The organism is Flavobacterium hibisci, assembly GCF_020026925.1.
Classification (GTDB): domain Bacteria; phylum Bacteroidota; class Bacteroidia; order Flavobacteriales; family Flavobacteriaceae; genus Flavobacterium; species Flavobacterium hibisci.
In genome coordinates, this window is sequence record NZ_JAIQDW010000013.1 from 19,687 (window position 1) to 32,540 (window position 12,854).

Annotated in this window: 11 protein-coding genes; 9 read left to right on the top strand and 2 right to left on the bottom strand. The window is 33.9% G+C overall.

Features of this window, described 5'->3' with window-relative positions:
• Nucleotides 1-179: 179 nt before the first annotated feature.
• Entirely contained in the window at nt 180-3,272 is a 3,093-nt protein-coding gene (locus tag K8B81_RS13825) for a leucine--tRNA ligase (protein WP_223682171.1), read from the bottom strand.
• A gap of 281 nt (nt 3,273-3,553) precedes the next feature.
• Here K8B81_RS13825 and K8B81_RS13830 point away from each other — a divergent pair, with 281 nt between their 5' ends.
• From K8B81_RS13830 to truB, 6 genes are all read left to right on the top strand, one after another.
• On the top strand, nt 3,554-3,901 hold the full coding sequence (locus K8B81_RS13830; protein ID WP_223682172.1) for a winged helix-turn-helix domain-containing protein: 348 nt from the start codon (nt 3,554-3,556) through the stop codon (nt 3,899-3,901).
• A 69-nt stretch (nt 3,902-3,970) separates the two neighbouring features.
• Nucleotides 3,971-4,561, top strand: a complete 591-nt coding sequence (locus K8B81_RS13835) for a molybdopterin-dependent oxidoreductase (RefSeq protein WP_223682173.1) — start codon at nt 3,971-3,973, stop codon at nt 4,559-4,561.
• 236 nt (nt 4,562-4,797) lie between these two features.
• Nucleotides 4,798-5,673 carry a cell division protein FtsX gene (locus K8B81_RS13840; protein ID WP_223682174.1) on the top strand — a complete coding sequence of 292 codons (876 nt, stop codon included), beginning with the start codon at nt 4,798-4,800 and terminating at the stop codon, nt 5,671-5,673.
• Nucleotides 5,674-5,753: 80 nt separating this feature from the next.
• Nucleotides 5,754-6,014, top strand: coding sequence for a DUF3098 domain-containing protein (locus K8B81_RS13845; protein WP_223682175.1), 261 nt, complete (start codon nt 5,754-5,756; stop codon nt 6,012-6,014).
• An 85-nt stretch (nt 6,015-6,099) separates the two neighbouring features.
• On the top strand, nt 6,100-6,897 hold the full coding sequence (locus tag K8B81_RS13850; protein ID WP_223682176.1) for an undecaprenyl-diphosphate phosphatase: 798 nt from the start codon (nt 6,100-6,102) through the stop codon (nt 6,895-6,897).
• Nucleotides 6,897-7,592, top strand: coding sequence for a tRNA pseudouridine(55) synthase TruB (truB, locus tag K8B81_RS13855; RefSeq protein ID WP_223682177.1), 696 nt, complete (start codon nt 6,897-6,899; stop codon nt 7,590-7,592). The genes K8B81_RS13850 and truB overlap by 1 nt, the downstream gene beginning before the upstream one ends.
• A 371-nt stretch (nt 7,593-7,963) precedes the next feature.
• Here the strand turns inward: truB and K8B81_RS13860 are convergent, their stop codons facing one another.
• Nucleotides 7,964-8,581 carry a thioredoxin family protein gene (locus tag K8B81_RS13860; protein WP_223682178.1) on the bottom strand — a complete coding sequence of 206 codons (618 nt, stop codon included), beginning with the start codon at nt 8,579-8,581 and terminating at the stop codon, nt 7,964-7,966.
• 183 nt (nt 8,582-8,764) lie between these two features.
• Between K8B81_RS13860 and pyrH the strand changes: the two genes are divergently transcribed.
• From pyrH to K8B81_RS13875, 3 genes are all read left to right on the top strand, one after another.
• Nucleotides 8,765-9,472, top strand: a complete 708-nt coding sequence (gene pyrH / locus K8B81_RS13865) for a UMP kinase (RefSeq protein ID WP_223682276.1) — start codon at nt 8,765-8,767, stop codon at nt 9,470-9,472.
• 162 nt (nt 9,473-9,634) lie between these two features.
• Nucleotides 9,635-10,198, top strand: coding sequence for a ribosome recycling factor (frr, locus tag K8B81_RS13870; RefSeq protein WP_223682179.1), 564 nt, complete (start codon nt 9,635-9,637; stop codon nt 10,196-10,198).
• A 118-nt stretch (nt 10,199-10,316) separates the two neighbouring features.
• Nucleotides 10,317-12,812, top strand: coding sequence for a DUF5686 family protein (locus tag K8B81_RS13875; RefSeq protein ID WP_223682180.1), 2,496 nt, complete (start codon nt 10,317-10,319; stop codon nt 12,810-12,812).
• Nucleotides 12,813-12,854: the final 42 nt, after the last annotated feature.

Below are 12,854 nucleotides of genomic sequence, written 5' to 3' on the forward strand. Positions count from 1 at the left end.
AAAAGGTTGTCCCTTGCGAGGAACGAAGCAAACACACTAGCAAACTTAAAAACATACTAAAGTGAGATTGCTTCGTTCCTCGCAAGGACATAAAATGAGACACTACAAAAACAAAAAAATCCCAAACCCCAATTGTAAAATTGGAATTTGGGATTTAAATATTGGAATTTAAAAATAATTTACCCCACAAGGTTAATTATTTTCCCAGGAACAATAATCACCTTATTTGGTGTACGTCCGCCTAATTGTTTCAATGTTCTTTCATCTTTCATAACGATTTCTTCGATTTGTTCCTTGGTTAAATCCAAAGGCAATTCGATGGTGAAACGCATTTTCCCATTGAAAGAAACCGGGTATTCTTTATTGGTTTCAATTAAATGTTTTTCCTCAAAAATTGGGAACGCAACATCAGAAATTGAAGTGGTATGTCCTAACTGCGACCATAATTCCTCGGCGATATGCGGTGCATAAGGCGAAACCAAAATGGCTAATGGTTCTAAGATCGCTCTTGAATGACAGTTTTGAGAAGACAATTCATTTACACAAATCATAAACTGAGAAACCGAAGTATTGAAAGAGAAATTCTCGATATCTTCTGCCACTTTTTTGATCGTTTTATGCAATGATTTTAAGTTGTCTTTTGTTGGTTCGTCGTTGTTTACGATTAAACCATTGTCATCAAAATACAATCTCCATAATTTTTTCAAGAAACCAAAAACTCCCGAAATTCCAGCGGTATTCCAAGGTTTTGCCTGCTCTAACGGACCTAAGAACATTTCGTACAAACGTAATGTATCAGCTCCGTATTCTGCACAAATATCATCCGGAGTTACTACATTGTATTTTGATTTAGACATTTTTTCAACTTCGCGACCTACAATGTATTTTCCATTTTCGCCTAAAACAAATTCAGCATCTTTATAATCAGAATATAATGAGTGTTTCTTAAATGCATCAACATCTAATTCATTTGTCACATCATTAATAACAGCTAAATCAACATGAATCCCACTAATAAACGGAACTAATTTATTTAAAAATTCATCTGGCAATTGAGTTCTTTCTTTAACAATATTAATAACCTCATCTCTTAACACAATTGTGCTTAATAATCCATTTAGAACCTGATCATTCTTCTTTAATTTATCATAAGAAATAAAAACAGTTGGAATCTTATTCAATATTTCAACCGTCTCTTTATTATCATCAGAAACTTCGCTATATGCAAATGATATTCTATAAACAAAAGCACTTTGTCCCAAAATCATTCCCTGATTAATCAGTTTTTTGAATGGTTCTTCGGTTGGAGCAAAACCTTTGTCTTTTAAGAATTTATTCCAGAAACGAGAATACAATAAGTGACCTGTTGCGTGTTCGCTTCCTCCAATATATAAATCTACATTTTCCCAGTAAGCCAAAGCTTCTTTACTTGCAAATTCAGTTTCGTTGTGCGCATCCATATAACGCATCCAGTACCATGAACTTCCCGCCCAACCTGGCATGGTGTTTAATTCTAAAGGAAAAACCGAAACATTGTCAACCAAATCGGTATTGACAACTTTGTTTTGTTTCGTATCCCAAGCCCAAACTGCAGCGTTTCCTAAAGGAGGCAATCCATCTTCAGTTGGTAAATATTTTTCTACTTCCGGCAAAATAATTGGCAAATGCTGCACATCAATCATTTTAGGCAATCCATTCACATAATACACCGGGAATGGCTCCCCCCAATAACGCTGACGGGAGAAAACTGCATCACGCAAACGGTAATTTGTTTTTCCGGTTCCCTGACCAATTTCTTCTAATTTTTCGATGGCTTTTTTAGTAGCCTCTTTATAATTCAATCCGTTTAAAAAATCAGAATTTGCAATTTCAACGTTATCTTTTGATCCGTAAGCTGCTTCAGAAATATCAACATTGGCGAAGATATTTTTAATTTCGGGCATTCCGTTTTGTCCTTTAAAGAAATTAGCAAAAGCATAATCCCTTTCGTCTCCGCAAGGAACCGCCATTACAGCACCAGTTCCGTAACCAGCCAAAACATAATCCCCAATCCAAACCGGAATTGGTTCTTTTGTAAATGGATGTTCAGCATAAGCTCCCGTAAATACTCCAGAAATGGTTTTTACATCGGCCATACGCTCACGCTCAGAACGTTTAGCTGTTTTTTCGATATACGCTTCAACCGCTTCTTTTTGTTCCGGCGTTGTAATTTTAGCCACCAAATCGTGTTCCGGAGCCAAAGTCATAAAAGTTACTCCGAAAATTGTATCAGGTCTTGTTGTGAAAACTTCAATAAAATTTGTTTCAGGTTTTACGTTTAAAGTTTCATCACTTTGCGCATCAACCTGAGACTTGAAACTTGAAACTTGAAACTTAACTAAAGCACCAACTGATTTACCAATCCAGTTTCTTTGAGATTCTTTGATAGACTCACTCCAATCAATTGAATTTAAGCCATCAAGCAAACGTTCGGCATAAGCAGAAATTCGCATACTCCATTGTGTCATTTTTTTTCTTATGACAGGATAGCCTCCACGCTCTGAAACTCCGTTTACAATTTCGTCATTTGCCAAAACAGTTCCTAAACCAGGACACCAGTTTACTTCTGTTTCTGCCAAGTAGGTTAATCTGTATTGAAGTAAGATTTTCTCCTGTTGCTCTTTCGCGAAAGCGTTCCATTCAATAGCCGTAAATACTTCTACTGCATCATCTGAAACCGCATTTACACTAGCATTTCCTTCTTTTTGGAAAATGGAAACCAAGGTCGAGATATCCTCGGCTTTATCTGAATCCTTATTGTACCAGGAATTGAACAACTGAATAAAAATCCATTGGGTATGTTTGTAATAATCCGGATTTGAAGTACGCACTTCACGCGCCCAGTCAAATGAAAATCCGATTTTATCTAATTGTTTTCTGTAACCGGCGATTTGTTTTCCTTCTTTGTCAACACCACCGTCAATATTCACGCGGGTTGTATCTTCCGGACGCTGACCTGTCTGAATGGCGTATTGCTCAGCCGGCAATCCGAAACTGTCGTATCCCATTGGATGCAAAACATTGAATCCCTGATGTCTTTTAAAACGAGAATAAACATCTGAAGCAATATACCCCAGCGGATGTCCAACATGCAGTCCTGCTCCTGATGGGTAAGGAAACATATCGAGAACATAATGTTTAGGCTTTTCGGAGTTATTTTTAGCGGCAAAAGTTTGATTTTCTGCCCAATATTGCTGCCATTTGGCGTCTATTTCGTTTGGATTGTATTTCATTCCTTGTTTTATTTTATTTCAATGGAGTCATGCTTTCGCTCACTCAAGTCATTTTTTAAGGTTCAAAGTTGCAAGGTGACAAAGGTTCTAAGGTTTTCTCACTTGTGAATTATGGCGCAAATTTACATTTATTGTTCTTTGTTCCAAAGCTATTTAGCTGACAAACAAATAAAATAACAAAATACGTATTTTAATTACGTAAAAATACTTATTATTGCAATCTAAAATACTTATTACACAAATCGATTACACGCAAAAATTTTCTTTTAAAAAATACATCGATGGCAGAAAACAAAAAGTACAATATTGAAGTCCGTCTTTGGATTGAAGAAACAGAAGGTCCTTTTCTGGGAATAGGAAAAGTCTGGCTGCTTGAAAATATCAGGAAAACGGGCTCGATTACCAATGCTGCAAAAGAAATGAAAATGGCGTATCGTCAGGCCTGGCAATTGGTGGAAGAAATGAACCAGCGTGCTGAAAGTCCGCTGGTAGTAAAATTGCTTGGTGGAAAAGGCGGCGGCGGTGCCCGACTGACTGAAGAAGGTGAAAAAGCTATTGTTGTTTTTTATGAAGTCGAAAAGCGAATTAAGGATTTTGTTCAAAGAGAAAGTCAAAACCTGAAATTTTAAAAATTTAAACAGCAGTATTCTTTTTTAAACATACTGAATTTGATTTCAAATTAAATTCCAAAATTTTATATGAAAACTAAAAATTACATTCTCATTTTATTGATTGCATTTTCATGTACAATATGTAATTCTTCTAAAAAAGAAGAAACTTCTGTAACAGAAAAAACTTTGCAAAACGATAATGACAAACATCGTATTCTTTCCCCTGCAGACAGTTTAAAAATGGTCAATCATGAGATTGAAGTAAAAGGCGATGTTGAATTTCCACTGCAATTGACAGTTGATTCCTTAAGAAAGATGAAGGTAGTTACAATCGATGATTTCAAAGTCGTTTGCCAAAGTGGCGAGATCAAAAAAGACGACAAAGTTTGCAAAGGTGTTCTTTTGAAAGATATTTTAGAAAAAGCTAAAATCAGGCAAACCGGTCATAAAGACCGAAACTTTTATATTGTTGCCAGAGCTTCTGACGATTACAAAGCAACCTTTTCATGGGCAGAAATCTTTAATAACCCAACCGGAGAAAACACGTTCACTCTATTTGAAGAAAATGGAAAACCGGTTAAAAATGGTGAAATGATTGCGATTTGTAAAAATGATATCAAAACCAGTCCGCGACATGTGTATTGGCTGAAAAGCATAGAGGTTTATAAGGTCAAATAACTTTAAATTTTAAACGCAAATATTACCAAAAGTTCACAAAGGTTTATCAACACAAAGCTTTGCGAACTTTGTATTTTTTTACTAAACCATGTATAAAATTTGCGTGCTTTGCGGTTAAATCATTTTTTAGGCTTCGTATTTTCAATATCTAATTGTACATTTATAGTATAAAAGTTCGTTAATAACTTTAAATAAAGAAATTGTTTATTATTTTTACCACATAATTTAAGCATACTATGAGTTCTAACTTTGATAAATTTCAAAAGCGCAGGTTAATTTCCTCTTATTTTTCGGTTGTATTGAGTGTATTTCTGGTATTATTCCTTTTGGGAGTACTGGGATTATTCATTATCAATTCAAAAAAACTGGCTAATGATTTTAAAGAAAAAATCGCCATGACCGTTTTCTTTAAAAATGAAGCAACAGACAGTGTTACCAAAGCATTTGATACCGAATTGAAAAGAGCTCCTTTTGCAAAATCGTATGTTTACGTTACCAAAGAAAAAGCGGCAAAAGAACATACTGATATTATTGGAGAAGATTTCCTGACTTTTTTGGGAGAAAACCCATTGTTAAATTCTTATGATATTCATTTAAAGGCAGATTATGTTGAAAGGGACAGCATTGTTAAAATTGAAAGCAACCTGCGTAAAAATACTATGATTGAAGACATTGTTTACGATAAACAATTGGTAAATCTGGTAAATGATAATATCAAAAAAGTAAGTATGTGGATTTTGATTATCAGCGGTTTCCTTGCGGTGATCGCAGTTTTATTAATCAACAGTTCATTGCGTTTATCCATTCATTCTAACCGATTTATCATTAAAACCATGCAGATGGTTGGAGCTACAAAAGCATTTATTCGCAAACCTTTTGTAATGCGCAGTGTAAAACTGGGAATGTTAGGAGCCGTATTGGCAATTGTTGCATTAATTGCCCTCTTACTTTATGTTGAAAACAACTTCCCCGGATTAGGAATTATGGAAGACAAAGCTTTGATAGGTTTAGTATTGCTGGCTGTATTTGGTTTAGGAGTTTTAATTACCTGGGTAAGTACACACTTTGCTACACAGCGTTTCCTTAACTTAAGAACCGACGATCTTTATTAATTTTAGATTCGAGCTTAGTATTTTTGATTAAAAACTTTAAATATTTGGAATGAGATTGCTTCATTCCCCGCAATGACAAGATGAAAAACAATTATAAAGAAGAACCGCAATCAGAGCCACAAAAACAGGAATTCCTTTTTGACAACATCAATTACAAAATCTTATTGATTGGAATTGGTGTTATTGTCCTAGGCTTTATCTTAATGTCTGGAGGAGGAAGTAAGGACCCGAATGTTTTTAACGAAGAAGTTTTTAGCTTTAGACGTATCAGACTGGCTCCGACAACCGTATTGATTGGTTTTGGAATCACAATTTATTCTATCTTCAAAAAATCTAAATAGGCATCTTAGACTTCAGACATCTTAGATTATTAGATTAAACTTATCTAAGAAGTCTAATATTCTAATAATCTAACAAATCTCATAAATGAATACATTACAAGCTATTGTTCTTGCCATTATTGAAGGAATCACAGAATTTTTACCTGTTTCTTCAACTGGACACATGATTATTGCCTCTTCTTTTTTTGGAATTGCGCACGAAGACTTCACAAAGCTTTTTACGATTGTTATTCAACTTGGCGCCATACTTTCTGTTGTGGTATTATATTTCAGGCGTTTCTTTCAGACACTTGATTTTTACTTTAAACTTTTAGTTGCTTTTATACCAGCTGTCGTTTTAGGATTATTATTAAGCGATTTTATTGATGGTTTATTAGAAAATCCGGTTACGGTTGCCATTTCACTTTTAATCGGTGGTTTGATATTATTGAAAGTTGATGAATGGTTCAATAATCCAAATACAGCTGAAACTTCTCAGGAAATCACCTATTTACAAGCTCTTAAAATTGGTTTATTTCAGTGTTTGGCCATGATTCCGGGAGTATCCCGAAGCGGCGCCAGCATTGTTGGTGGTATGTCACAAAAATTATCCAGAACAACTGCTGCCGAGTTTTCATTTTTCCTTGCGGTTCCAACAATGTTAGGAGCAACAGCAAAAAAATGTTACGATTATTACAAAGCAGGGTTTGAATTGTCTCAGGACCAAACCAATTTATTGATTATCGGAAATGTTGTCGCCTTCATTGTAGCATTATTAGCTATTAAAACATTTATTGGTTTTTTAACCAAAAACGGCTTTAAAGTGTTTGGTTATTACCGAATCATTGCCGGAATCGTTTTATTATTGATTCACTTTTTTATTCATCCGCTTACGATTATATAATGACACCTGAAGAATATTTAGACGGACAAGTTTTACTGATAGACAAACCTTTAAAATGGAGTTCGTTTCAGGCAGTCAATAAATTAAAATACCTGTTAATTAATAAAGTCGGACTTCCAAAAAAGTTTAAAATCGGCCACGCCGGAACATTAGATCCTTTAGCGACAGGGTTATTACTAATCTGTACCGGAAAATTCACCAAACGAATTTCTGAACTTCAGGGTCAGGCAAAAGAATATACGGGAACATTTTACATAGGAGCCACTACCCCATCTTATGATCTGGAAACTGAAATCGATCAGACCTTTTCCACTGAACATATTAACGAAGCTTTAATTCACGAAACCGTAAAGCAATTTTTAGGCGAAATCGATCAAAAACCACCCATTTTTTCCGCTATTAAAAAAGATGGCGTTCGCTTGTATGAACATGCACGTGCAGGAGAAACGATAGAAATCGCAAGCAGGAAAACGACAATTCATGAATTTGAAATTACCCGGATTGCATTACCTGAAGTCGATTTTAGGGTAGTTTGCAGCAAAGGAACTTATATACGCTCTTTAGCTTATGACTTTGGAAAAGCTATGGATACCGGATCACATTTAACTGTTTTACGCCGAACCAAAATTGGTGATTACGATGTTAAAAATGCTATAGACATTACCCTTTTTGAAGAAAATCTTAAAAACGGTTAAACAAAAAAGCACATTACAAATGTGACGACAGTAATGTGCTTGTTTCAGCTTCCCATTAAAATAAAATTAATCCATACTTTGGGATTTAATAATGTGGGATGTTTTTTCCTCCAAATAGAAGTCTTGAAAAAAAATCGTAGAATTTTTCGAATAACGTTTTCATAATAGTGTATTTTTAAATTATTAAATATTAAATAAAACACCAATTAAAAAAGTAAATCAGAAAATAAATAGTAGAAATGGGATTATATTACTAAGTTACAACATTTAAGCTTATAAAAAACATTTTTAACGTATTTTTTATTACTAAAATTCTTGTTTTCAGCAAATTACCTCTAAAATAAAACTTTTAAACGATTTTTAAAAGAAAATTACAATCTATTGTACTTTATATTTTCCATAATTTCGACTAATTCTTCCTGAACTGAAATTCCCTTATCAGCTAAATACCATAATTGCAAATCAGTTTTGATTTTTTCATCAATAACCCCAAAATCCCTTTTATAATTTGCCATCAATTCTGCTGCTCCTTTTGGTCTTGGTCCCCAGTCTGCACGCACGATTCCGGCTTCTTTACAAATCACGATAACTTTTGGTATTGCCCTTCCGCCATTTGTTAAATATTGGCTCATCAATTCATCATTTTCATCTCTTAGAACAATTCTGAGATCAATTTTCTTGTCTGAAGCCAAAGCCATCTTGTTTACTATTGGAAGTATTTGGGCAGCATCACCACACCATCCTTCTGAAATAACGAGCCATATATAATGATTGTCTAAATTTTGAAGCTTCGAAATTACATCTTCAGAAATTTTTATGGTTTTCTCCAAACGATTCATTCTGGCTTCGTTCAGGCTTGTATAATGAGTCAGACTTTCAGATTGTTCATGACCGGTAGATTTCCCTTCTGATAACAAATCAGTAACTAGTTTTCGATATTCAGTATAAGAATGACTATTAAATAATGCTTTGGCTACAATACTTTTCATATTTCTTTCGTTTTGATTCCATAAAAATACACTTTTTAAAAACATTGCTGAATGACTTTTATCACATTTAAAAAAATTCAGAAATGCAGCAGAAATTTAATTCGAAAAGAACAATTAATTTTTTAAAACTCTATTTCAAAAAAACAGAATATGTCTATATTTGCACAAACAAAAGCAACACACATGAAATATAAAAGAATTCTTCTGAAATTAAGCGGCGAAGCCTTAATGGGAGACTTACAATACGGAATTGACCCTAAAAGATTAGCTGAATATGCCGATGAAATTAAGCAGATTCACGACAAAGGAGTAGAAATTGCTATTGTTATTGGAGGAGGAAATATTTTTAGAGGAGTTGCCGGAGCAAGTTCAGGTATGGACAGAGTACAAGGCGATTACATGGGAATGCTTGCTACTGTTATTAACGGAATGGCTTTGCAGGGTGCTCTTGAAGACAAAGGAATGAAAACCCGCCTGCAGACTGCTTTGAAAATGGAGTCTATTGCAGAACCTTATATCAAAAGAAGAGCAGACCGTCATCTCGAAAAAGGAAGAATCGTAATTTTTGGTGCCGGAACCGGAAACCCATATTTTACTACCGATACAGCAGCAGTTTTGAGAGGAATCGAAATCAATGCTGATGTTATTCTAAAAGGAACACGTGTAGATGGCGTTTACGATTGTGATCCTGAAAAAAATGCTTCAGCTGTAAAATTTGACTTTATTTCTTTTGAAGATGTAATCAAAAAAGGATTAAATGTGATGGATACCACGGCTTTTACATTAAGTCAGGAAAATAAATTACCGATTGTTGTTTTTGACATGAACAAAATTGGAAATCTTTTGAAAATCTGCGAAGGCGAAAACATAGGAACTGTAGTTAATATTTAGACTATTTTAGATTGTTAGAATTTAGATTATTAGTTTTAATATACATTTCGACAATCTTTACATATTAAAAATAAAAATTATATTAGTTAGCATAATTAGATTATTGCTTTTTTAGAAAAATCTAAAAATCCAAAAAGTCTGAAAATCTAAAAATCTAAAAAAATGACTGAAGAAATAGATTTCATATTAGAAAGTACTGAGGAATCAATGAATGGCACGATTGCACATTTAGAAAAAGAATTTCTAAATATTCGTGCAGGTAAAGCTTCTCCGGCAATGCTTGGAGGCGTTTTTGTTGATTATTATGGTGCTGCAACACCGCTTTCCCAGGTATCTAAAATTAGTGTTCCTGATGCAAGAACCATTACCTTGCAGCCTTTCGAAAAAAACATGTTATCAGCAATTGAAAAAGCAATTTTGGTTGCCAATATTGGTTTTAACCCAATGAACAATGGCGATGTTATTATCATCAGTGTTCCGCCTCTTACGGAAGAACGCCGTAGAGATTTGGCAAAACAGGCAAAATCTGAGGCTGAAGATGCGAAAATTGGTATCCGTAATTCCCGTAAAGATGCTAATACTGATATTAAAAAATTAGAAAAAGAGGGAACTTCTGAAGACATCTGTAAGTCTGCTGAAGAAGAAGTTCAAAACTTAACAAATACATACATCAAAAAGATAGATGAATTATTAGCTGTTAAAGAAGCTGAAATCATGAAAGTGTAATGTATTTGACATAAATTTAAGAATCCGTTTGGTTAAAATTATACCAGACGGATTTTTTATTTATTACTTTTGCATACCAAAATAAATTTCCTTTGGTTTCAAAACCACAATACTCTGTATGAAGCTATTCTGTTTGTTTACTTTGTTTTTTACACTTACCCTACAGGCACAATTTCAAATAAACGGAATTGTAAAAGACTCCGGCAACAAACCGCTTCCGTTTGCTACTATTACCACTTCAGAGAACAATAATACAATTACAGACGTTGATGGGAAATTTATACTTTCAACAAATGTAAAAATTACTTCTTTTACAGTTTCTTATATTGGGTTTCAAACAAAAGTCATTCCTGTCCAGGACAATAAAAAATTTTATCCGGTTTCTCTGAAACAAAAAACAGACGACCTGAAAGAAGTTATTGTTTCTAATGAAAATCCGGCATTTGCTATTATAAGAAAGGTAATTGCAAATAAAAGCATCAATAATCCACAGAAAAAACTCAACAGTTTTGAATACAAAACATACAATAAGCTCATTGTTACGGCTAATCCCGATTCTATAAATGGGAGGATTGACTCATCTGCTTCTTATAAAGATTTAAAAAAAAATAGAATAAATATTGACTCTTCTGATTATAAGTTTAAAGAAGTTATCTCCAAACAGCATTTGTTTCAAACCGAAAAAATTTCGCAATATCAATTTGCAAACAAAAAACTCAAAGAAACTATTCTGGGTACCAAAATGGCAGGTTTTAAACAGCCAGTGTACGAAATTATTGCTTTCAATTTACAGTCTATTTCCATTTATGATTCGAAATACGAACTTTTTGAAACCAAATACAATAACCCTGTTTCTGACGATGCGCTAAAAGATTACAATTACAAATTACTGGACACAGCAGCCATTAAAGGTCGTAATACTTTTATGATTTATTTTAAGAATAAACAAAAAAGAAAGGCCGCCGGCTTAGAAGGTGTTTTATACATTGATCAGGAAAATTTTGCCATTGCAAAAGCTGTTATGCGTATAAAAGGAGTACTCGATATTAGCGGAATACACGAATTTGAATATGTCCCGCAGGAAAAAATATGGTTTCCTTCAAACACTACTTTCAAAATTGTAAAAGGAAAGAATGATGATGACATTAATATCTTAGGCGGAACTATTCAGTTTGACGGAGATTCAGAAGATGCTTTTACGACCCGTAAAAAAAGTGCTTCCGATTTTACTTATGTACTCTCAGAAAGCAACAATTCCGACATTCATTATAACACTATTACTCCGATAAAAGATCCTTCTTATTATATCGAAATTAAAGATGATGCAAGTACAAAACCCGAAGAATTCTGGAATGAATACCGAAAAGAAAACCTTGATCTTAAAAGTCAAAGAACATATCAGTTATTAGATAGTATTTCAATCAATAAAAGAATTGAGAAGCGTTTGTGGCTTGGCCGGAAAATCATAAACGGTTATATTCCGATTGGACCGGTTGACCTGGATTTGAAAAAAGTAATTAGTTATAATAATTATGAAGGTTTTCGATTAGGACTGGGCGGAATTACCAATGACCGTTTCTCTAAACGCTTCAGGATTGAAGGTTATGGTGCTTATGGAACAAAAGACGGCAACTTCAAATATAACCTGGGTTCAGGTATTTTAATGGATAAAAACACCAATACCTGGCTAAACGGATCCTATACAGATGATGTCAGGGAGATTGCGAGTACTGTTTTTGCTGTTGACAAACGCGTTTTTAAAATTTATGATCCCCGTCCGATCAACATTAGTACTTTTTACCATTACATCAGCTGGAAAACAAATCTGCAGACAAAAATTATTCCGAAAACAGAAGCTGTCTTTGAATTAGCAAGAACATATGTTGAACCTAAATTTGATTATCTTTTTAATCATAACGGGCAATTGTATTCTCACTATGTCATGACAACTGCAATGGCTTCTATTGTCTGGGCACCATTTAGTAATTTTATGCAGACACCAACAGGAAGATCCGAAACCGAAAAACGTTTTCCAAGATTTACTTTTCAGTTTACTCAGTCCCTCCCAAATGTTCTGGATAATGACTTCAGTTTTGCTAAAATAGATTTTAAAACAGAATACGAAAAAAAATATTTAGACGGACAAAAAACCAGCCTTCTATTCCAGGGAGGCTACGCTCTTGGTGATGTGCCAATTACACATTTGTACAATACAATGCCTAACAACCTCAACAAAGAAACCGTCATTCAGCGTATTACTTTTTCAGGAAGAAATAGTTTTGAAACGATGTATTTTAATGAATTTTTCTCTAGCGAATATCTATTTTTCCAGATAAAACATGGCTTTAACAGAGTAAAAATTTTCAAAAAAGTTCGTCCATCCTTAGTTTTGGTTACCAGAATGGCCTGGGGAAATATGGAAAAACCGGAACAGCATATTGGTCCGGCTTATAAAACTTTGGATAAAGGTTTCTTTGAATCCGGGCTTGAATTAAATAAAATCTTTAAAGGCTTTGGTTTAAGCGGATTTTACCGTTATGGTCCAAATCAATTACCAAAAATCGAAGACAATATAGCGGTTAAGATTTCTTATGTATTAGATTTAGGATTATAAAAAAATTTAAATCTCAATTAAAAAATTCCAAATTCCAATTTT